The organism is Thermogemmatispora onikobensis (assembly GCF_001748285.1).
Lineage (GTDB): Bacteria > Chloroflexota > Ktedonobacteria > Ktedonobacterales > Ktedonobacteraceae > Thermogemmatispora > Thermogemmatispora onikobensis.
The window spans coordinates 82,980-104,267 of sequence record NZ_BDGT01000009.1 but is presented as its reverse complement, the minus strand read 5'-3'; the positions used below and the strand labels follow the sequence as shown (position 1 = coordinate 104,267).

Annotated in this window: 19 protein-coding genes; 9 read left to right on the top strand and 10 right to left on the bottom strand. The window is 62.2% G+C overall.

The features are described 5' to 3' along the window. Positions 1–113 precede the first annotated feature (113 nt). The 3 genes from BGC09_RS06315 to BGC09_RS06305 form a co-directional block, all read right to left on the bottom strand. Positions 114–1,370, bottom strand: a complete 1,257-nt coding sequence (locus BGC09_RS06315; RefSeq protein ID WP_069803046.1) for a 3-keto-alpha-glucoside-1,2-lyase-like domain-containing protein — start codon at positions 1,368–1,370, stop codon at positions 114–116. 170 nt (positions 1,371–1,540) lie between these two features. Further along, positions 1,541–2,374, bottom strand: coding sequence for a hypothetical protein (locus BGC09_RS06310; protein ID WP_069803045.1), 834 nt, complete (start codon positions 2,372–2,374; stop codon positions 1,541–1,543). 172 nt (positions 2,375–2,546) lie between these two features. Beyond that, positions 2,547–3,944, bottom strand: coding sequence for a nicotinate phosphoribosyltransferase (locus tag BGC09_RS06305; RefSeq protein ID WP_084658010.1), 1,398 nt, complete (start codon positions 3,942–3,944; stop codon positions 2,547–2,549). A 689-nt stretch (positions 3,945–4,633) separates the two neighbouring features. On the opposite strand from BGC09_RS06305, the gene BGC09_RS06295 reads away from it, so the two are divergent. The 3 genes from BGC09_RS06295 (at position 4,634) to BGC09_RS06285 (ending at position 8,867) form a co-directional block, all read left to right on the top strand. Continuing rightward, positions 4,634–5,140 (top strand): (2Fe-2S)-binding protein, encoded by a 507-nt coding sequence (locus tag BGC09_RS06295; protein ID WP_069803042.1) that lies wholly within the window; start codon positions 4,634–4,636, stop codon positions 5,138–5,140. 334 nt (positions 5,141–5,474) lie between these two features. After that, the gene (locus BGC09_RS06290) at positions 5,475–7,829 is read left to right on the top strand and encodes a xanthine dehydrogenase family protein molybdopterin-binding subunit (protein ID WP_069803041.1); all 2,355 of its coding nucleotides are present in this window, start codon (positions 5,475–5,477) and stop codon (positions 7,827–7,829) included. Between the two features lie 168 nt (positions 7,830–7,997). Continuing rightward, the gene (locus tag BGC09_RS06285) at positions 7,998–8,867 is read left to right on the top strand and encodes an FAD binding domain-containing protein (RefSeq protein ID WP_069803040.1); all 870 of its coding nucleotides are present in this window, start codon (positions 7,998–8,000) and stop codon (positions 8,865–8,867) included. Between the two features lie 164 nt (positions 8,868–9,031). Here the strand turns inward: BGC09_RS06285 and BGC09_RS06280 are convergent, their stop codons facing one another. The 4 genes from BGC09_RS06280 to BGC09_RS06265 all read right to left on the bottom strand — a co-directional run bounded on the left by BGC09_RS06280 (position 9,032) and on the right by BGC09_RS06265 (position 11,567). Next, positions 9,032–9,568, bottom strand: coding sequence for an NUDIX hydrolase (locus tag BGC09_RS06280; protein ID WP_069803039.1), 537 nt, complete (start codon positions 9,566–9,568; stop codon positions 9,032–9,034). Positions 9,569–9,779: 211 nt separating this feature from the next. Next, on the bottom strand, positions 9,780–10,088 hold the full coding sequence (locus BGC09_RS06275; protein ID WP_084658008.1) for a helix-turn-helix domain-containing protein: 309 nt from the start codon (positions 10,086–10,088) through the stop codon (positions 9,780–9,782). A 105-nt stretch (positions 10,089–10,193) separates the two neighbouring features. Beyond that, positions 10,194–11,111 carry a class I SAM-dependent methyltransferase gene (locus BGC09_RS06270; protein WP_069803037.1) on the bottom strand — a complete coding sequence of 306 codons (918 nt, stop codon included), beginning with the start codon at positions 11,109–11,111 and terminating at the stop codon, positions 10,194–10,196. 18 nt (positions 11,112–11,129) lie between these two features. Next, positions 11,130–11,567 carry a hypothetical protein gene (locus BGC09_RS06265; protein WP_069803036.1) on the bottom strand — a complete coding sequence of 146 codons (438 nt, stop codon included), beginning with the start codon at positions 11,565–11,567 and terminating at the stop codon, positions 11,130–11,132. A gap of 291 nt (positions 11,568–11,858) precedes the next feature. On the opposite strand from BGC09_RS06265, the gene BGC09_RS06260 reads away from it, so the two are divergent. From BGC09_RS06260 to BGC09_RS06240, 5 genes are read left to right on the top strand one after another with little or no spacing between them, the layout of a single operon-like run. Further along, entirely contained in the window at positions 11,859–13,091 is a 1,233-nt protein-coding gene (locus tag BGC09_RS06260; RefSeq protein ID WP_069803035.1) for a hypothetical protein, read from the top strand. Between the two features lie 43 nt (positions 13,092–13,134). Continuing rightward, complete coding sequence (locus BGC09_RS06255; protein WP_069803034.1) at positions 13,135–14,361, top strand: tetratricopeptide repeat protein; 1,227 nt, start codon at positions 13,135–13,137, stop codon at positions 14,359–14,361. A gap of 27 nt (positions 14,362–14,388) precedes the next feature. After that, positions 14,389–15,276, top strand: a complete 888-nt coding sequence (locus BGC09_RS06250) for a class I SAM-dependent methyltransferase (RefSeq protein ID WP_069803033.1) — start codon at positions 14,389–14,391, stop codon at positions 15,274–15,276. A gap of 30 nt (positions 15,277–15,306) precedes the next feature. Continuing rightward, positions 15,307–16,194 carry a class I SAM-dependent methyltransferase gene (locus BGC09_RS06245; protein ID WP_069803032.1) on the top strand — a complete coding sequence of 296 codons (888 nt, stop codon included), beginning with the start codon at positions 15,307–15,309 and terminating at the stop codon, positions 16,192–16,194. 26 nt (positions 16,195–16,220) lie between these two features. Beyond that, on the top strand, positions 16,221–17,105 hold the full coding sequence (locus tag BGC09_RS06240; RefSeq protein ID WP_069803031.1) for a class I SAM-dependent methyltransferase: 885 nt from the start codon (positions 16,221–16,223) through the stop codon (positions 17,103–17,105). A gap of 135 nt (positions 17,106–17,240) precedes the next feature. Here the strand turns inward: BGC09_RS06240 and BGC09_RS22120 are convergent, their stop codons facing one another. Next, positions 17,241–17,642: a hypothetical protein gene (locus BGC09_RS22120; RefSeq protein ID WP_084658006.1), complete on the bottom strand. Its 402-nt coding sequence runs from the start codon at positions 17,640–17,642 to the stop codon at positions 17,241–17,243. Between the two features lie 250 nt (positions 17,643–17,892). Between BGC09_RS22120 and BGC09_RS06230 the strand changes: the two genes are divergently transcribed. Beyond that, entirely contained in the window at positions 17,893–18,996 is a 1,104-nt protein-coding gene (locus BGC09_RS06230) for an aminopeptidase (RefSeq protein ID WP_069803029.1), read from the top strand. Between the two features lie 129 nt (positions 18,997–19,125). Here the strand turns inward: BGC09_RS06230 and BGC09_RS06225 are convergent, their stop codons facing one another. Both BGC09_RS06225 and BGC09_RS06220 read right to left on the bottom strand, forming a co-directional pair. Continuing rightward, positions 19,126–20,109 carry an NAD-dependent epimerase/dehydratase family protein gene (locus tag BGC09_RS06225; protein ID WP_069803028.1) on the bottom strand — a complete coding sequence of 328 codons (984 nt, stop codon included), beginning with the start codon at positions 20,107–20,109 and terminating at the stop codon, positions 19,126–19,128. A 151-nt stretch (positions 20,110–20,260) separates the two neighbouring features. Beyond that, positions 20,261–21,280, bottom strand: a complete 1,020-nt coding sequence (locus tag BGC09_RS06220; RefSeq protein WP_069803027.1) for a hypothetical protein — start codon at positions 21,278–21,280, stop codon at positions 20,261–20,263. Between the last annotated feature and the right edge of the window lie 8 nt (positions 21,281–21,288).

The window sequence follows — 21,288 nt, the reverse complement described above, 5'->3', positions numbered from 1 at the left end:
TCTGCCTCTCCCTGCCTACCCTGTATTGGCTGGCTGGCTGGCTGGCTGATAGCCCTGCTTTCTGGATCAGTCTCTTTTTCCTGGCTGCGTATTATACACCATCCACTTGGGATTTAGAAAGTCCAGACTTTGAGATGGCGATAGGCCACATCTGTTGGTTGTCCGCCATTGGCCAGCGGTACAGCCAGCAGAGCCAGCTCGCCGGCCCGATAGCGTCCATCGCTGACCTGTACCACGGGATCGTGATTGAGATAGATGGTCAGACTATTGCCGCGAGCCACGAGCGCCAGGAGATTGGTCTGGCCGAGGCCGCGCTGGTAGTTCAGGGCGATCCCGCGCGTCAGCTCCGCGGTCTGGTCGCCGCCGGTGTAGGCGAAAAGTGTATAGATGCCGGTGGTGCCGATCTGGAAGAGGTAATAGTGGTTGTCGCCGATATTCGCTCCACGGAAGAGCAGTCCGCCCTGATCCCCCGCTACGATGGTCATCTCAACTTCGAGCGTGAAATCGCTGTAGCTGATGCCGTTGCCGCACTGGTCGAAGAAACGTGGGTCCTGGCTCACAACGTGGTAGGCCCCGGAGCGGAAGATGCAGTGGACGCCGGTTTCCCAGCCGATGCTGTTGCGCGCATCGCTCAGGGGGGCATAGAGCACCAGTCTACCACCGCCCGGTGGGTAAGGATTGGGGTAGGCGGCGATGACCGAAGCGGTGGCCTGGGCGGCAGCCGTGGCCTGGGCCACCGCGCTGGCCTGTCTGCTAGCCACGAGAGAGGTAGCGGCGGCGCTGGTGGCCGTGGCGTGCGCCTGCTCCTGGGCCTGCTGCTGCTGCTGCTCCAGCAGGAGCGCGCTACTGATCAGTATGAGCAGTACAACCATGGTGGCGATCAGCCAGAGGCCACGGCGCGGGCTGGTGCCCTTTCGCTCTGCCGTGGCCGGGCGCTGCCGGGAGAGCGCTGGAGACGACAGGGTCGGCGGAAGGGGACCCGGCGTATGGGGAGGGGGAGGCGCCGTCTGCCCCACTGTTGAGGCAGAGGAGGCGAGCGCGGCGGGAGCCGCCAGCTGGAGCTGATCGCTGCTGAGCTGGGTAGGGACTTCTTCCTCTGAGGAGCGTCCAGCCAGCCCGCCCACGGGCGGCCCGGGCAGCACAATGATCGTGAGCTGGAGCGAGCCGTAGCTGCCATCGTCTCGACGCCGTCCCTGGTTGGCAAAGCTAAGGCGCTGGCCCGATTGCACACCCGCCGGGAGAGTCAGCGGGAGCTGACGCCCGTCGGGAAGGGTGAGCATGCGGCTGGTACCGCTTCTGGCCTCCTCAGCGCTAATGGCCAGGGTGGCGTAGAGATCGTCGGCGTGCTGTGGCTCGGACTGTGGGGACATCTTGCCTGTTACCTCCTGGTTACCTCCTGCTGAGTACACGCCCTCCGGGCAGGCGTGGCGCGAAGCGTTCGCGCTTCGCTCTCTGGCTCCTCGCGGCGTTCTCTCCTCTCTTTCTTTCCTTCCAAAACGGTTGAACGAGCCGGAAGTGGCTCCCTCGTCTGCAGACTCTCTCAGGAAAGAACGCGCTGGGCCTGCAGAATCCGCAGGCCGCCCAGGAGCAGGGAGAGATCCGCTACTTGCAGAAAGAAGAGATTATTGAAGCTGTTTGTGATTCCTGGGATAGAGAGAAGCAGGATGATGAGGGGGAAGAGCCCACAGAGGAAAGTTGGCCCTGGGTGGAGGCGCCAGCAAGCGGGGCGCAGCCACCAGATCAGCAGCGCCAGCCAGAGGGCCAGGGCGGCGATGGCATTGGCGACCGTCGTCAAAGAGCGCTGATCGGCGGCGGTCAACAGGTAATCGGCCAGGACGATGCTACTTCCGCCTACCAGAGTCAGGGCGAAGAACCAGGTGTCCCAGCGAGGGGCGCGCGCCCGCTCTGTGGCGAAGCAGAGGTACATACCCAGCAAGGAGAGATTACCCGAGGCATTCAAATAGGCGACCGCCCCCGGCTGGGAGCGCAGATTGAAGAGCAGATTGAGGCCCTCAAAGCAGGCCCACAGGCAACCAAAGAGTGCCCCCAGCCGTGCCCAGGCCGTGCGCCCGCGCACCAGCAGCACGAGCCACAGCAGCAACAACGCCCCGAGATGAGCGAGCTGGGGCCAGTTACCGCTGTAGAGATGGGCCAGCCAGCCGTTGGTCAAGAGGCACTCTGCGCTCAGGCCCAGGCCGAGAGTCAAGGCGAAAACCACAATAAAGCCTGGCGTCCACACTATCGTCTCTGCTTGCTTGCTTTCCTGCTCTCTCGCCGCTGTCGATGACCCCTCTGCCGGCGCCGGGCTGTAGCTGACCGGCGCTCTCTCCTGGCAGGCTGCCTGCTCTGGCGGCTCGATGGCGCTCTCGGCCATGCTCTCTTCCTCTTTCCTGATCAATGATCCCGTCTCCCGTCACCCTTCAACCTCCCTGGGAGGATTGACTCCCCTGCATTATACTCCACCAGGAGGAGAGAGCAGTAGCGCTTGCCGCCAAGTCCTAGCCAGGTGGGCCGTCATCGCGAGTGGCCCACCCGACTGGCTGGCTCTACTCGGGCAGTTCGACCCCCACGATGCGGGCCGCCTGACGACGCAGCACCTGCAGTCCCTCGCTGAAGCGCACGGGATAGGGCTCCTGCACCGTCAGCGCCCGGTACTTCTCGGGCAGAGCGGCCAGGTTTTGCTGAGCCAGCTCGCGGATCTCCGAGAGTGGGGGCAGGCTGCCGGGCACCATCTCGCCATTGCGCATCACGGGCTTCAACAGGCGATGGTAGCCGACGGGGGCCGGCTCGTGGGCCAATTGCACCACATCCTCCTCCCACTGGGGGTGGCGATAGATCTCTTTCTTGCCCGGCCAGGTCGATTTCTCGCTGGCCAGCTTGACTTTGGGATACTCCGTGCCGTTTTCATCAACGTACCAGACCTCCTTGTAGACCGCGCCGAGCGAGCCGCCGGCGATCCCGCGCTCGACCGAGCCGGCGCCGCTTCCCAGGGCCGTGCCGACGCCGAACGCATCGATGGCGGCACCGGCCTGCAGCAGCTCCAGAATCTTCCACTCGTCCAGGTCGCCGCTGGCCAGGATACGTACCTGTTGCAGGCCCGCCTTATCAAGCTGCTCGCGGATGTAGAGGCTATCGGCCACCAGGTCGCCGCTATCGATGCGCACAGCGGCCAGCGTATGGCCCAGGGTCTCCTGAGCACGCAGCGCCACCTCGATTGCCGTGTGAATAGCGCGGCGCGGATCGTAGGTGTCCAGCAGCAGCGTATAGCGGTTGTAAGCCTGAGCGACGGCCTCAAAAGCCTCCTCCTCGCTGTCGAACAACTCGATCAGAGCATGGGGGACTGTGCCGGTCGCGGGCAGGCGGAACTCATAGGCGGCGTTGAGCAGCGAAGTGCTGGCGCAGCCGCCGATGTAGGCCGCGCGGGCCACAGTCATTGGCTCCTGGGCGCGGCGGAAAGCGAACTCGGCCACGCGGCGCGACTGGCCCTGCTGGGCGGCGTAGACGATGCGCGAGGCCTTGGTGGCGATCAGCGTCGCCAGATTGATGGCCTGCATAATGCCGGCTTCCAGAAGCAGAGCTTCGCGGAACGGCGCCGTCACCCGCAGAATTGGCTCGTTAGGGAAGGCAATGGAGCCTTCCGGCATAGCGAGGATCTCGCCGGTGAAGCGCAGGTTTGCCAGTTCGTCCAGAAAGGCGGCATCATAGTCGCGGATGCGTGCCAGAAAGGTCAGCTCTTCTTCTGTATAGCGAAACGATTGGACGAATTCGAGCGCGGCCTCCAGGCCGGCGACGAGGAGATAGGCGCCGCCGAAGGGGGCGGAGCGCGTGTAGAGGTCAAAGGTGGCCAGGCCGTTGCGACCGGTGCGCCAGCTTACATAGGCAGCGTCTGGATGGTACATGTCAGTCATTAATCCCGGGTGCACACTGGGGGCGCGGCGATGCATCGGAAGCCCTCCTCAGTTAGTGTACTTTGTACCCTATTAAAAATCAGGGATATTGTACCACAGGCGAGCGGGGGAGGGGCAAGGAATCGGCTTGATGGGCCTGGTGTCGATTGACACTCAGCCCATTCGTATGCTACTCTCTATCTGTCAGTTGAAACGAGTTCTTACCGGTCTGGCGCGCTTATCTGAAGCGTGTGGCCTCTGCAGGGAGCTGCCCTGGCTCTCTCCCGCGATTGCGGGCCTGCGGTCCAGTGCAAGCCTCAGCGGGCGCAGGTGTGGGGTGGGGCCGGTGAGCGACTCGGGTGTGCAAGGTGCTCAAAAGGTCGTTCTCTCTGGGCGTGTGTAAGGAGCGAGAAAGGAAGGAGAAGCCACAACGATGAAGAGGCAGGGGGGCAGCGATCTGGCGAGCCTGCCCTGTGTTGATCCTTTCCCCGTGACTCTCAAGCATCCAGAGTGAGTTGTCAGCGAGCGAATAGGGGCATCTGAGCGCCTGCGGCCCTGTGGTGTGGCTGGGTCGATGGCCAATGCGTCCAGGCCATCCGCTTCTCTGGCTGCAGTCCAATGCACAGACACGAGCTGTTCCCTTTTGGTCCTATGCTGTTCCAGGCCCCTGTATACTGAACTGAGGGCAGAAGCATGCAAGCTCATTCACGGGCCTGATGAAACCGACCACATGGAGGGTATCACCAATGACGACGAAGCGCGAAATCACGGTGACTGTGAATGGTCAGCAATACCGTTCAGAGGTCGAACCGCGCATGTTGCTGGTGCATTATTTACGCGATGTGCTGGATCTCACGGGTACGCACATCGGCTGCGACACCTCGCAGTGTGGGGCCTGTACCGTGCTACTCAATGGTGAGGCGGTCAAGTCCTGCACCGTACTGGCCGTGCAGGCGGACGGCTGTGAGGTGACAACCATCGAGGGCCTGGCTCCAGAGGGACAGCTGCATCCGTTGCAGGAAGGTTTTTGGGAGAAGCATGGGCTGCAGTGTGGTTTCTGCACGCCAGGTATGATCATGGCGGCCTACCAGTTGCTGAAGACCAACCCCAACCCGAGCGAAGAGGAGATCCGTAAGGGTCTAGAGGGCAATATCTGCCGCTGCACAGGCTATCAAAATATTGTGCGGGCTGTCCAGTATGCGGCAGAGAAGCTGCAGGCCGGTGTCTCGCAGCCCGTGGGTGCCAGCGAGTAGTGTCAGTCGGGCCCTCCTGGCCTCTCTCTTCCGCTGCACTGAGCCGGCGTCTGGCCGGCCCGGTCTCCCACCTCATTCATTGCCTTGACCCGGCAGAGCCTGCCGCGCTGGGCTGCTCCAGCGAGGTTTGGCTATGCGCGACAGTTGTTACTGGCGTTCACGTAGTCATCCAGCAACAAGATGAGTGCTTACCTGGTTCAGACAGCGCTGTCTGCAGGCCGTCCGCCTGTTCGTTCCGCGTGGGGCGAGGCGGGCTGTGTTGGCTGGGTTGAACTGGCCAGGTCTCCTCTAGACGTCTCTGTTGCCTGTTACGAGGAGAAAGGAACGGTTGCTTATGGGTATTGCTGCACTGGTTGGTACGCCGATTAAGCGGCGCGAAGATCCCCGTCTGATCACCGGTCAAGCGACCTACGTCGACGATCTCAAGCTCCCCGGCATGCTTTACATGGCTGTCTTGCGCAGCCCCTACGGCCACGCGCGCATTCGCAGCATCAATACGGAGGCCGCTAAACAGGCGCCGGGTGTGGTGGCGGTCTACACAGCGCAGGACCTCAAGGGAGTGGTTGGCACTATCCCGGTGGCGGCGCCGTTGCCGCCGCACATCACCAATGGTATGGGCCGGCGTGGGCCGCTGGCTGAGGGCAAGGTCCGTTTCTTCGGCGATCCGGTGGCGGTGGTGATCGCCGAGAGCCGCTACGGGGCGCGCGATGCCCTCGATCTGATCGAGGTTGACTACGAGCCGCTGCCGGCGGTGGTTGATCCTGAGAAGGCGGCTCAGCCCGATGCGCCTTTGCTCTATGAGGAGTTCGGGACGAATGTGGCCGCTTCGGTGCGTCCCCCGACCGATGAGATCGACCGTGTCTTTGCCGAGACCCAGGCCAACGGCGGCGTTGTGGTCAAGCAGCGTATTGTCAATCAGCGTCTGGCCCCTTCGCCGATGGAGACGCGCGGGGTGGTGGCGGAGTTCCGCAAGGCGGATCGCACGCTGACCATCTGGAGCTCCTCGCAGATTCCTCATCTGTTGCGCAACTACCTGGCCGAGCAGCTGGGTCTGCCGCAGCATCAGGTACGGGTGATTGTGCCCGAGGTCGGTGGTGGCTTCGGCTGCAAGCTCAATATTTATCCTGAAGAGGCCCTGGCCGCCTTTGCGGCGATGAAGACGGGCCGCCCGGTGAAGTGGATCGAGGACCGCAGCGAGAATCTGGCGGTGACTATCCACGGACGCGACCAGATCGATTATGTGGAGGTAGCGGCGACGCGCGAGGGGAAGATCACTGGTTTGAAGGTCCATGTGGTCTCGGATCTGGGCGCCTACCTGCAGTTCTTTACGGATGTGATCGCGATTGCCTTTACGCTGCCGATGATCTGCGGCTGCTACGATATCCCGGTGGCCTATGGCAGTTGCGATATTGTTTTCACCAATAAGGCGCCGACCGACGCCTATCGCGGAGCGGGCCGGCCCGAGGCGGCTTATATCGCGGAGCGGGCCGTCGATCTGGTGGCTCATGCCCTGGGCAAAGATCCTGCCGAGGTGCGCATGATCAATTTTGTGAAGCCGGAGCAGTTCCCGCATAAGATGGCCACCGGTACAGTCTACGATAGTGGCAATTATCAGCTGGCCCTGGAGAAGGCCATGCAGTTGATCGGCTATCAGCAGCTGCGCGCCGAGCAGGCTCAGAAGCGAGCCCAGGGGAAGCTGATGGGGATTGGCATCTCTTCCTATGTGGAGATCTGCGGCATTGGTCCCAAGGGCTTGACCCCCTTTGGTCTGTATGAGAGCGCGCGGGTGCGCGTCGATCAGAGCGGCGATGTCTTGATCTATACGGGGGCCTCGCCGCACGGCCAGGGCGAGGAGACGACCTTCGCGCAGATTGCCGCCGATGAGTTTGGCATTCCAATCGAGCGCGTGCTGGTGCTGCACGGCGATACCGATTCGACGCCCGAGGGACGTGGCACTTACGGCAGCCGCACGACGGCGGTGGGCGGAACGGCGGTCTATAATGCAGTGCAGAAGCTGAAGGAGAAGATGAAGCAGATCGCCGCCCATATGCTGGAGGCCAGTCCGGCGGATGTGACGCTGGAGGATGGCAAGTTCTCGGTGACTGGAGCGCCGCAGAAGGCGGTGACCTTCGCTGAGGTGGCGGCGGCGGCCAATTTCTCGAATACGTTGCCGCCGGGGATCGAGCCGGGACTGGAGACGACGGTTTTCTTTGAGCCGGAAGCCTGTACCTTCCCGTTCGGGACGCATATCTGCGTTGTGGAGATCGATAAGGATACGGGCGAGGTGCATCTGAGACGCTATGTGGCCGTCGATGATTGCGGTCGCCAGTTGAATCCGTTGCTGGTGGCGGGCCAGATCCACGGGGGCATTGTTCAGGGGGTCGGGCAAGCGCTCTTTGAGGGCGTGGTCTACGATGAGAATGGCCAGTTGCTGACGTCGACGTTTATGGACTATGCGATGCCGTTGGCTTCGGAGCTGCCGCCTTTTGAGCTGGATCATACGGTGACGCCAACGCCGTATAATCCGCTCGGGGTCAAGGGCGTGGGCGAGGCCGGGACGATCGCGGCGACGCCAGCGGTCGCTGCGGCGGTGGCCGATGCGCTCGGTCTGCCGCATGTCGATATCCCGTTGACGCCCGAGCGCATCTGGCGGATTATCCAGCAGCAACAGGCCCAGCCTCAGGCGTGAAGCTGCCTGTGAGCTGTTGCCCTGACGAACGTCGCTGATGAAGGCCAGGGCCAGGGATGGGAAGGCGCTCCGGCAGGCGGGCAGATCGTCGATCGGCTCTCTCTGGCTGGTCTGCACTCCCTCGCTCTGGCCGACTGACTGACGTACGATGCGAGGAGGAGATGTCTGATGATTCCTGCCGCTTTTGAGTATCATCCTGCGACCTCGGTGGATGAGGCCATTGCCCTGCTCTCGCAGTACGGTGATGATGCCAAGCTGCTGGCCGGCGGCCATAGTCTGATCCCAACGATGAAGCTGCGTCTGGCTCAGCCGGCTCACTTGATCGATATTGGCCGTATTCCGGGCCTTTCTTATATTCGTGAAGAGGGTAATGTGGTGGCGGTGGGTGCCTTGACGACCTATGCGACGATTGAGCGCTCGGAGGTCTTGCGCCGGCATTTTGCCCTCTTGCCCGAGTGCGCTTCGGTGATCGGTGATCCGCAGGTGCGCAACCGGGGGACGATCGGCGGCAGTATTTCGCATGCTGATCCGTCGGCGGACATGCCGGGGGCGGTGCGGGCCTTGAAGGCGGAGATTCGTGTGCGCGGCCCCAATGGGGAGCGAACGGTCGCGGCGGATGATTTCTTTCTGGGGACCTTCACGACGGCCCTGGAGCCGGGCGAGATGGTGACGGAGATTCGTTTCCCGCTGCCGCCGGCGCGCACGGGCAGCGCCTACACGAAGCTGGCTAATAAGGCGTCGCACTATGCGGTCGCGGGTTGCGCGGCGGTGGTGACGCTGGGGGCCGATGGCGCTTGTACGGCTGCCAGTGTGGTGATTACGGGGGCGGGTATGATGCCAACACGGGCAGCGGCGGTGGAGGCGGCCCTGGTGGGCAAGCAACTGGACGAGGCAGCGGTGGCCGAGGCGGCCAGTCATGCCGCTGAGGGCCTGGAGCTGATGGAGGATATCCACGGTTCAAAACAGTATCGGGCGCAGATGGCCGCTGTGATGGCGCGCCGTGCCATTCTGAAGGCTGCCGAGCGCGCGCGCGGCTAGGTGGCGACTCCCGGCGCCCGCCCAGCCAGCCGGCTGAGGTGGGCACGTAAGGCGAGGACCCTGGGCGGGCCAGCCCGAGCAGGCTCCGCTCAGGGTCCTCTGCGTTAGCAAGAAGGTGAGGGGGCCGGCCCTCGTCTGGCTTGCTACCCGGCTGAGCGAGCGGACTAACGGATCAGCGGCAGCTCTCCGCGTCGCTCGGCCTCAAGGATGTGTCTGATCAGCTCGGCATGGTCGAGAAAGAGGGTGGGCAGCGCGGTCAGGCTGAAAAGCTCCAGCCGCAGGACGCTGTTCCCCGGCTTGACGACCTGCTGAAGGCGGCTCAGATCGCAGTCGACCAGATAGGCCAGCGAGAGGACCTGCGCGCGCTCGGCCAGCGGGGCCTGGAGAAAGCGGGGATCGCGTTCGGGCCGCAGGAGACCAAAGAGTCCGGCGAGTTGCCAGCACAGGATGCCGCTGGCCTGCAGCTTGCGGTTGAGTTCGCCATTGACGCGGCTGGGCAGGATCTTTGTCAGGCCCAGCTCTTCGCGCAAGGCGCGCAGAAAAGCCTGATCAGCGCGCTCTCCCCAGCGCATTTTTTCTCCCAGCAGGGCGTAACGTTGCTCGTCCGCGCGCAAGATCAGGGCAATCTGGCTGCGATCCGCGTCGGTGAGGATGAGGTCGAGGCCGATGGCGAAGCGGGCATCTTCTGGGCGTAATGGCATGACGTCAACTCCTCTTCTGCTTCTGCTGATGATTCTCGGGTTGCGTGGCGTGCCCTGGCTGAGCAGGTGGGCGCCTGGGCGTTCGCCTCATGCCGGCGCGCCTGGGGCGTCCGCCCAGGGCCTGCCCACAAACTGGCTTCCCTGCCCTCTGCTGCAGCTAGCGTCAGAGACTGGGGGGCGATGGGTTTGCGATGGGTTTGCGATGGGTTTGCTATGGGTCTGCTGGCCCTTGTGCTGGTCCTTGCTGCTCCAGAGAGCCAGGCGGGGCTTCCAGTGGGCATTTCTCCCAGGGCGCTTGCTCGATGGCCTGGCGCCAGGAGTGAACGCCAAGCGTCTCGTAGATGCGCTGGAAATAGAGGTTGATAGTCTCGACTTTGACACCCAGTTGGGCGGCAATTTGGCGTCGGGCCAGTCCTTGACGGGCCAGGATGAGAACACGCCATTCCTCCGGGCGGAGGCCGCCAGGACTGGCGACCCGTGGCCCGCGGTGATAGGGTCGCCGCATAGCTGTTCTTTTCATGCTTTTCCCCTCTTCTTCCTTTCTTCTCCAGCTGTTCGGCTTCGGTCTGGGAGCGGACAGAGCTGATGTGACCAGGCCGACTGCGCTCTCCGGCTGCGCTTGGGCTTAGCGCTGGCCTGCCGCCAGGTAGCAGGCGTAGCGTGTTTGGTGCTGGTTGCACTCTTGCTCAAGGGCGGCGATGGTCTGGCGAAAGTGCTCGGGGGTGATGCCGCATGCGCGGACGGCCAGGGCTTCCAGTCCATTGAAGCCTGCCGCGAGGTCGCGCATGAACAGGAGCCCCAGGCGCCCGGCCCAGGCACCAACGGGCAGCCAGAGGGTGTGTGTGTAGATCTGACGGCAGCCAGCCTGCTGGAGCCATTCGCCCAGGCGGCTCATCTGGGTGCCGTCGATGCCGCGCGGGGCTGCGAGCTGACGCCCCCAGGCGATGAGCTGCTGCAGGCAAGGGCCGGCGTTGCGTGTCTCGGCCCCAAGCTCGATCAGCTCGATCCAGCCGCCCGGGACGGTGACGCGGTAAAGCTCGCAGATCGCCCCCGGCCAGCGCTCCAGGGGAATGGCGGCCACGAGGAAGCGCTGATGAGTGTAGTGAAAGGTGCTGTCGGCGAAGGGCAGGCCCTGGAGGAGATTCCCCTGGATAAAGCGATAGTTGGGAGGCGGCGTCGTCGCTTTGGCCTGTTCCAGGTCCAGGCCCGTGACGTGAGTGAGGGGGTAGAGCCGGGCGATTTCGATGGCCCAGCGGCCCGTTCCGCAGCCGACGTCGAGCACCTGCCCGCCCTGCCGAAGCTGCTCGTCGACGGGGGCAAAGGTGAGCCGTCCCAGAGCCAGGCGCAGGACATAATGCTGAAAGTCCAGACGGTTGATCTCGTCCAGATCCTTGGGTAGCAGGTAGGGCACGTCTGACAGGCGCCGACGCCCATTGCTCTTGTGGTCTGGAACCGCTGCTTCAGTCTGGTTGATCTCGTCGACGGCCTGCCCTGGCTCTGCCGGGGAGGAGCGCAACCGTTTCCAGAGGCGCATGAAGAACATGCTCAGTCTCCTTTGTATTCAGGGGTAGACGGTCGGCGGATCAGCAAGGGCGCTTTCTTCGCCGTGCAGGTGCGCGCCCAGCTCCTCGCTACTGATGGGTTGCGGCCAGAGGGCGGCGGGCGTGGCGATGATCTGCCAGGCGCGCGCCGCCCCGAAGCGGGCGATGAGAAGGTCGATGGTTTCCCACATGTCAAGCAGCCAATCAATGAGGTGCTCGGTCTCCTCACTTGCCCCTAGCTCGGCCCGCAGGGCGCTGAGATGGTCCTGGCGGCTCTCGGGTAGGCGGCACTGACTGAAGGAAGATCGCTGGCTGAAGTCTGCTTCGCGACAGCGAGGACAGCGATGCCTGGGGACCTCGCTGCCGCGAGGAAGAAGGGCGGTGGCCATGATGCGGCTCTCCTGTTCTAGATGATCATCCTGACGTCGATACGTATGGTTAGCAGTATCATCGAGCATTGAAAAAGCCTCGTCATTGGTTTTGAGTGAATAGTCTCCCTTACCCTTTTTCTAGAGAAAGATAGGGTTAATACGGTGAAGAAGCTATATCTTGACCTGCTGTCGAATCTACTATAGCCAGCTTTGCCGCCACAGTAAAGAGAGTTTTGTGACAGCTTTGTCTCAAGTTCATTTCCGTTAAAAAAGGAAGCCTTGAACTCGGTATGACCTGCTGTTATACTGTCAGAGGGAATACGAAATTCAGGCCCCTTGGTGTCCTTTTGTGGAAGAGTAAGCGCAGAGGAGAAAGGGATGAGCCTGTTGCGAAAGCTGCGGGAGCAGGAGCTAGCGGGCTTGAGGGAGCAGGCGGGGAAGATAGGGATTGCAGTAGGGACGCTGCTGGCAGCGGAGCATGGGCGCCCGCTGCGACTGGATACGATCCGATTGATCTGCGAGTACTACGGCAAGACGGCGGCAGAGCTGGGGCTGGTCTGCCAGCAGAGAGGGAAGAGGAAGGCAGCCCCGAAGGAGGACGAGATGCAGCGGCGAGAAGCGTTGACCTTGCTGGCGGGCGGCAGTGGGCTGGCGCTGCTGGCTGGCATGGGCAGTCTGAGCCTGACCAGGGAGGAGGCACTCACGATAGCACGCACCCTGGTGGGAGCACTGTGGCGGGCCTCGGAGTCTGAGGATGTTACTACAGTGTCTCAAACGTCCGCCTGGCTGGCTGCGATCTTGGAAAAGGAGCCAGGAGGAAAGAGGCTTCAGGGAGAGACAGCGCGCGTAGTGGCAGAGGTCTACTTAATTCAGGCCATTGCAGCGCGTCATCTCCTTCGCCCTCGGGATCGGCTGCAACATTTACAGCAGGCAGAACACTATGCGCATTTGTCGGGAGATGTCGTTTTACAGAAGGCATTGCCCTATTACAAGGGTTATAGTTATCTCTGGGACTTAGTGCCAGGAACGGGGGAGTATAGGCCGCAGCCAGAAACAGCCTTGCTCTGCTTTCAGCGCGGGCTGGCTCTCAAGGGAGGACCGGCTTCGCCGGCGCTAGAGGCGAGCTTGCTGACAGGGATGGCAGAAGCCTACAGCCTGCTTCGGGAGCCGCAACAGGCAGTCAACGCGCTGGTACAGGCCGAGCAGAGCTATGCGGTAGCCTCATCCCGGCATGATCCTGGCTATGCATTGGCTGACCGTCCATCCTATGCTGTGCCTCTCTGCCGGGCGAGGGTGCTGTTGAACCTGGGGCAGGCGAGAGAGGCGCTGTCGGCGTTGGAGGAGAGTCAGCGGCTCTATGAGGCGCAGTGGCCCCAGGCGAAGGGAAGGGGGGTGGCCGATCTACAGCCGAAACGGGCAGTGGTCGCGCTGGCGTTAGGGGATCAGGATCTCTTTGTGGAGGCGCTGCAGGCGAGTGTGGAGGGGGTGCAGAGGAGTGGGAGCCGGTACGGGAGGGCGGAAGTGAAGCAGTTGCTGAGGCAGGGGCAGGCGCGCTGGCCGCAGGCGAAGCAGCTAGAGGAGTGGGCGGCGCAGATCGAGGTATCGGCATAACAGAAGAGCCTGCTGAGGGAGCGAGAGGAGGAGAAGAGGAGGGATGAGCCTGTTACGAAAGCTGCGGGAGCAGGAGCTAGCGGGCTTGAGGGAGCAGGCGGGGAAGATAGGGATTGCAGTAGGGACGCTGCTGGCAGCGGAGCATGGACGCCCGCTGCGACTGGATACGATCCGATTGATCTGCGAGTACTACGGCAAGACGGCGGCAGAGCTGGGGCTGGTCTGCCAGCAGAGAGGGAAGAGGAAGACAGCCCCGAAGGAGGACGACATCAAGCGACGCGATGCACTCTATGTCCTGACGGCAGGGAGCGGCTTAGCCTTTTTGTCTCCTGCTCTGCCCTACACCACAGCGGAAGCGCTCGGAGTGTCGCGGACGTTGTTAGGGGTGCTGTGGAGAGCCTCACTAGCAGAGCATGTAGAGACGATCCACGGGCTGGCGGCCCTCCTCCTGCGATTTCTAGAGAACCATCCAGCTTTCGAAGGGGAGCGGGAGACAAGGGCCTCGCTGATGGCTGAGGTGCACCTTATTCTAGCCACGGTGGCACGTCATCTACTATGGCCAGACAAGCGCCTGGACCATCTGCGGCAAGCTGAGCAGCAAGCTCAGCTCTCGGCAGACCCGTTGCTCACCAAGGCCGTGCTCGATTACTTGGGGTACGGCTACAACTGGAATCTGGCTCCCGGGAAGGAGCAGTACGGGCCGCGGCCAGAGAAGGCGCTGCTCTGCTTTCAACGCGGGCTGGCTCTCAAAGATGGGCCAGCGTCCCCTGCGCTCGAATCCGATTTGCTTGGTGGCCTGGCAGAGGCGTACAGCCTGCTTCAAGAGTCACGCCAGGCGCTTAAGACTCTCTCTCTTGCTGAAGACCGCTATGCCTCAACCTCACCAGCTACTGATCCGGGCTACTGGCTAGCCGATGCTCCTGCGTATACGATTCCTCTCCGGCGCGTGCGGATTCTTATCAATCTGGGGCAAACGCAGGGTGTGATGGCTGCTTTGGAAGAGAGCCAGCGGCTCTACGAGGCGCAGTGGCCGCAAGCGAAAGGCAGAGCGCTGGCGGAGCTACAGCCAAGGCGAGCGGCGGTAGCGTTAGCGTTGAGGGATCAGGAGCTATTTGTGGAAGCGCTAGGGGCAAGTCTGGGGGCGGCGCAGCAAAGCGGCAGCCGTTATGCGCTGGCGATGGTCAGGCAGTTGCTGAGGCAGGGGCAGGCGCGCTGGCCGCAGGTGAAGCAGCTAGAGGAGTGGGCGACGCAGATCGGGGTATCGGCATAGATAGTAAGCTGCTGAAAGAGAGGCGTTATGGCGTCTGAGAAGGAGCACGACGAGAACAGGAGGCCCAACCAGAACACCTATTTGATTGACTCTGAGAATGCCGGTGAGTTAGCGCGCCTGATGCTGCAGGATCGCATCCTCACCGCAGGCATGGGCGGCCTCTTCCCCGAGTTTCCTCAAGGGGCGCCGCTGCCCGCAGGGGGGCGCGTCCTCGACCTGGCCTGCGGCCCGGGAGGCTGGGCGTTGGAGGTGGCCTTTGCCTATCCCAAAGTGGAAGTGATCGGCGTTGACATCAGCCAGGCAGTGATCGAGTATGCGCGGGCGCAGGCCTGGTCGCGCGGGCTGGAGAACGCCCACTTTCAGGTGATGGATGTCATGCAGCCGCTGGACTTTCCCGATGCCTCCTTCGATTTGATCAACGGGCGGCTGCTCTTTGGCTTCATGCTGCCGGGGGCCTGGCCAAGGCTGCTGGCCGAGTGCCGACGCCTGCTCAAGCCGGGTGGGGTGATCAGGCTGACGGAAACTGAGCTGACGCTGACGACCAGTCCGGCCTTAGAGCGCTATCAGGCCTTGCTCTGCGATGCACTCAAGAAAGCCGGCCAGAGCTTCTCGGCAGACGGGCGCCATGTTGGCCTCACGCCGGTGCTGCCGCGGCTCGTGCGTCAGGCGGGCTTTGCCAACGTGCGCCTGCGGGCCAGTGCCGTCGAGTGGTCGATAGGAACTGAAGCCCATTATCCGGTCTTCAAAGACTGGCTGATGGGCTTAGAACTTATGAGGCCCTTTGTGTTGAAGATGGAGAGCCTCGACAAGAGCGATTTAGAGCGCTTAGAGCAGCAGGCGGTGGCCGAGATGCAGCAGGAGGGGTTTTGTGGGCTGTACTCGCTGCTGACCGTCTGGGGATACAAGCCTCAGTAGAGAGAATCAACAAAGGAGGAGAGAGAAGAGATGGACCCTGCCGGGGATAGTCAAGAGAGAGCGCGCAACCAGAATACCTATGTGCTCAATTCCGAGGACGAAGCAGAATTAGCGCGGTTGATGCATCAAGACCAGATGCTCAACCGGCATATGGGGGGTCTCCTCCCCGAGTTTCCCGCAGGGCCACCTCTCCCAGAGGGGGGGCGTGTCCTCGACCTGGCCTGTGGCCCGGGAGGCTGGGCCTTAGAACTCGCCTTTGCCTATCCCAAGGTCCACGTCTTTGGCGTGGACATCAGCCAGAGCATCATCGAATATGCCCGCGCGCAAGCCTGGTCGCGCGGGCTGGAGAACATCCACTTTCAGGTGATGAACGTCATGCAGCCGCTGGCCTTCCCCGATGCCTCCTTTGACCTGGTCAATGGGCGGCTACTCTTGGGCTTCATGTTGCCGGAGGCCTGGCCGAAGCTGCTGGCCGAGTGCCGACGCCTGCTCAAGCCGGGTGGGGTGATCAGGCTGACGGAGGCAGAGCTACCGTTGACCACCAGCCCGGCCCTGGAGCGTTTGCATGCCCTGTTTGCCGAGGCGCTCAAGAAGGCGGGCCAGAGCTTCTCAGCGGACGGGCGCCATGTTGGGATCACGCCGGTCTTGCCCAGATTGGTGAGGCAGGCAGGCTTTGAGGAGGTGAAGCTGCGGGCCAGCGCGGTCGAGTGGTCGGTGGAAACCGAGGCCCATTATCCAGTCTTCAAGGATTATCTGATGCTCCTGGAGCTGAGTCAGCCATTTTTGCTCAAGATGGGGTTGGCAGATCAGGAGCAGCTGAAGAGGCTTGTACAGCAGGCGGTGGCCGAGATGCAGCAAGAGGAGTTCTGTGCTCTGTACTCGCTGCTGACGGTCTGGGGATACAAGCCCCAGGAGTAGCGTAGAGCACAAGGAAGAGAGGTACGATGGACCCTGCCGAGAATGACAGCGTGCGGGAAGAGGACCAGAACTCCTACGTGATCGATTCGGAGAACGCAGGAGAGCTGGCCCGCCTGATGCATCAGGACCAGATGTTGACCAGAGGCATGGGTGGCCTCTTGCCAGAGTTTCCTGAAGGGGCGCCGCTGCCCGCAGGGGGGCGTGTCCTCGACCTGGCCTGCGGCCCGGGAGGCTGGGCGTTGGAAGTGGCCTTTGCCTATCCCAACGTGGAAGTGATCGGCGTCGACATCAGCCAGGCAGTGATCGAATACGCCCGCGCGCAAGCCTGGTCGCGCGGGCTGGAGAACGCCCACTTTCGGGTGATGGATGTCATGCAGCCGCTGGCCTTCCCCGATGCCTCCTTTGACCTGATCAATGGGCGGCTACTCTTGGGCTTCATGCTGCCGGAGGCCTGGCCGAAGCTGCTGGCCGAGTGCCGGCGCCTGCTCAAGCCGGGTGGGATCATCAGACTCACCGAGTCCGAGTCCGGACTGACGACCAGCCCAGCCGCAGAGCGCTTCAACGCTCTCCTGGCGGAGGCGCTCAAGAAGGCGGGCCAGAGCTTCTCAGCGGACGGGCGCCATATTGGGATCACGCCGGTCTTGCCCAGATTGGTGAGGCAGGCGGGCTTTGAGGAGGTGAAGCTGCGGGCCAGCGCCATTGAGTGTTCGATGGGCACCGAAGGCTACTATCCTATGCTCAAAGACTGGCTGATGCTCCAGGAGCTGATCCAACCATTCTTGATCAAAATGGGAGTAGCTACAGGCGAAGAGCTGGGCCGCCTGATCCAGCAAGCAACGGCTGAAATGCAGCAAGAGGAGTTTTGTGGCCTCTACACACTGCTGACCGTCTGGGGTCGCAAGCCTCAGTAGGGAAAATCCGGATCAGCGCCAGACCCGCCCCTGGAAGCTGGCCACCTTTCTCGCAAAAGTCAGTCACCGCAAAAGCGAGCCGTATGAGCAAGGAGGAAAAGCGCTGCGGGTGCTTCCCTCCTTGCTGGTACGGACTCAGAAGCTGGTATGACCGCCGGTATGACCGCCGAAATGACCGCCGGTATGACCGCCGAAATGACCGCCGGTATGACCGCCGAAATGGCCGCCAGTATGACCGCCGAAGTGGCCGCCGGCACCTCCACCGAAATGGCCGCCGGTATGGCTGCTATGGTGAGAACCCGATGAATGTGACGGCAGCGATGTCTCTGGATGCGGCGCATGGCGATGGTGGCTATGCACACTGCCGCTGACCGGCTGATCACCCCCGGCCTCGATCGCCTCGGCCCCCAGAGTGCTGCCTTGCTCAACACCAGCATGCGCTGCCGGGCCGCTCCTCCGTTGCCGCTGCAAGCTGTTGATGACAACCAGCCCCAGACAAATCAGGGCGAGCACAAGAATCACAACTGTAATGTCCATCTGGTTCCTACCGTCCTTTTCGCTCTGAGGGAAACAGTAGCCCTGTTGTCAGACATGACAGAAAACAGCTTCCTCTCTTAAAAAGAGACGAATCACCGTTGTAATCTTCCAAGCGCTTCTAACGGCAGTGCTGAGAGAAGCAAGAGATCGCACTCGGCTGCCCTGGTCGGCCTTCTTGCCTTATGGCCTTATGCTATCATCATCAGTCAGAAACAAGACCTGTGCGAGGAAAAGAAGAAAGGAAAGCCATATGCACGACATTCGACTGGCCCGTTGGGCGCGTACCCTGGTCGACTACTGCCTCCAGGTGCAGCCAGGTCAGCTTGTCGCCATCCAATCCACGCCCCTGGCCGTTCCCCTGATCGAAAACATCTATCGAGAGCTTTTGCGCGCGGGAGCTTATCCTCTGACCCTCCTCAGCCTGGACAGGCTGGAGGAGCTACTGCTGCGCGAAGGCAACGACGACCAGCTGCAAAACACCCCCTCGCTTCATGAAGGCTTCGCCGAACGCATCGCCGCCCGTCTGGGAATCGAAGCCGCGAGCAACACCAGCGCTCTTACCACCCTCGACCCGGGCCGCCTGGCCATGCGGCGCAAAGCCCAGGGTGCCCTCAGAAACCGCCTGCAGCAGCGCGAGCAAGAGGGCAGCTATCGCTGGTGCCTGACCCTCTATCCCACCGAAGCCTATGCCCAGGACGCCGGTCTCTCCCTGAGCGAATTCGAAGAATTCGTCTTCGAAGCCTGCTTTCTCAACGACCCCGATCCAGCCGCCCGCTGGCGGGACCTCTCCCAGCAGCAGCAGCGTCTGGTGGCCTGGCTTGAAGGGAAGCAGCGCATTCGCGTCCTCAGCGAAGGCACCGACCTCACCCTCTCCATTGTTGGGCGGCGCTTCATCAACAGCGACGGGCGGCGCAACTTTCCCAGCGGCGAAATCTTCACCAGTCCCGTCGAAGAGAGCCTCGAAGGCACCATCACCTTCGACCTGCCCAGCGCCGTTGACGGGCGCCTCGTCGAAGGCATCCGCCTGGCCTTTGCCGGCGGCAAAGTCGTCGAAGCCAGCGCCCGCCAGGGCCAGGACTATCTGCTGCGCATGCTCGACATCGACAATGGCGCCCGCATCGCCGGAGAATTTGCCTTTGGCAACAACTGGAACATTCAACGGAGCACACGCAACATCCTCTTCGACGAAAAGATCGGTGGCACCATCCACCTCGCCCTGGGGGCCAGCTATCCCGAAGCGGGTGGCCAGAACCGCTCGGCCCTGCACTGGGACCTGATTTGCGACCTGCGCAAAGGCGGCGAAGTCTGGGTTGACGACACCCTCTTCCTCAAAGACGGGCGCATCCTCATCTAAAGCCGGAGCGGCTCATTGCAGGCCCACCAACAGCAAAAGGCGCGTCGGCCTGCCTGCCCTTCTCAATAAGAGCAGGAGCAATCAGCCGACGCGCCTCAAGCAGCTCCAGGGACTTTTTCAGCGCTCGACTCAGGCTGAAGGAGCCTGAGCCTTCTGCCAATAGGGAGAAAGCTTCAGCATCTGGCGGCGCACCACTGGGCGCAGCAGTGGCATCAGCACCCGCACCGGCGCCGGCGGAGCCGCATACTTCGCCACATCCTGGATAATCTCCTCGAAGGAATGGCGCTGGTAGCGCAGCACCCGCTGACTCTCACTCGTATCCAGCCAGTCCGTACAGTATGGCTCGTGGCCGAAAGCCTCCTCCGGCAGTGAACCGATCCCCATCACCTCCAGCATGCGATTCAAATAATCGCGATAGCGCACCTGGCAAGAAGGGCCGCCGCCGATCAGCCAGATCTTCCCCCAGACCTCCGCACTGCTCACCGCATTCGCCACCGCCAGCCCGGCATCGAACGTATGCAGCATCTCCAGGCGGGTATCCAGCGGGATACGGAACATAATCGGATGAATCGGGCGCGGTCCCAGGGGAGGCACATCAGCGAAGCGGAAGATACTCCAGGTCAGCCCCGACCGTTGCAGCATTGCCTCCCCTTCCAGCTTATGGCGCGTATAATCGTCGGTAGCCTGTACAGGATCGGTCACCTTGCGCGGCGGCGGCTGATCCTGCGTGTAGCCGAACACATCCAGGCTCGAACCGAAGAGAAAGCGTGGAGGCTGGGGCTGCTGCCGTGCCACCTCAATCGCATTGCGCGTCCCCCCCACATTCACCTCATAAGCCAGTTCTAGCTTCTCATAGATGTCTGGCGGCAGAATGGCGGCCAGATGGACCACCACCTCCTGATCGCGCATCGCCTCAACCACCGTCTCGCGCTGGCGAATATCGCCCCATTGGACTGTCACCCGTTCGCCCGCCTCGCGGCTGATCTGCTGCGCCTTCTGCTCATTGCCCTTCGTTCGCAGGTCGAGACAGTGGACCGTATGGCCCTGGCGCAGCAACTCCTGCACCGTACTAAAACCGATATTGCCAAAAGCGCCCGTCACAAGGACTCGCATACAAGCAAAGACTCCTTCCAGCTCAATAGCGAGCTTCTTCAACTAGCAAGCTTCAAGAATCGCAGCGCGCCGCGGCACACCGACAGAAGTCAGGCGCACGGGCGCGCAGGATAACGAGTGAGCGAAGCAGGCGAGCCGCATCATCGACTCACTACAGAGACGAGGTGCGGCTCGGCCTGGTAGCCTTCTCGCTCAAGTACTGAATTTCTGGCAGAATAGGATCGAGAGGCGTGCCAGTTGGCTGCGTAAAGACCGCCGGCGTCTGCTGCAAGCGGCAGCGCTGCAAATAACGCACCAACTGATGCGCCAGCGTATAGGTCTGCTCCAGCACATCGGAATTGCGCTTCCATTGCTGAGCATGGTTTAACAAATTATTGAGCGGCACAGCGATCTGCCAGAGGACCCCCTCCTGACCGGTGGGCACGCGGGCGTCAAGGTTGCCATTGGCCACCGCCGCATGGACCTGGGCGATCTGAGCGATGCCTTCCTCAAGCTGGCGCTGCTCCTGAGCGCGCTGGCGCTGATACTCCGCGATCTCCTTTTGCAAGGCAATGATCTCCTCTGCCCGATCAGCGCGGCGAATCGTTGCAATCAGATAGCGCATAATCACATAGGTGATAATACCCACGATCAACTGGAGCGCGATCGGCAAAGCGATCATAATGGAGCCATAGCCCAGGCGCAGCCAGCGATCGTACTCGGCGGTATGCTGCTGGAAAAGCGTCAGGCCGATAATAACGGCGCTGTTCAAGAAGCTGGTCACCAGGGAGGCCACCGGGGGCAACAAGGCCCCAGCGAGCACCACCGGGATCACCAGCGCGCTGAAGATTCCCACGTAGACCGGATCGAGGGGGTTCGTAATCAGGTTCCCCACCGAGTTGATCATCGAATTCAGCACGAGCAAGGAGGCGGCAACATGAGTGAAGCCCCAGCGGTTCAGCAGAGGTGCGGCCAGAGCGCAGAAGCAGGCCGCGCCCTCGATCCAGGGAGCGATTGGATTCAGAGAAGTCAGCGCTCCGTAGATGAAAGCCAGCAGGCCGAGCGGGGCAATTACCAGAGCGAACGTACTGGTTAAGCGTGCATAGCGGGCGCGTTCACGCTCAGCCGGCGTTGTTTCCGGCAGATGCCTGGGGAGCGTCAGGCGGAACCACCAGGCCAACAGGGATTTCATACCATCCT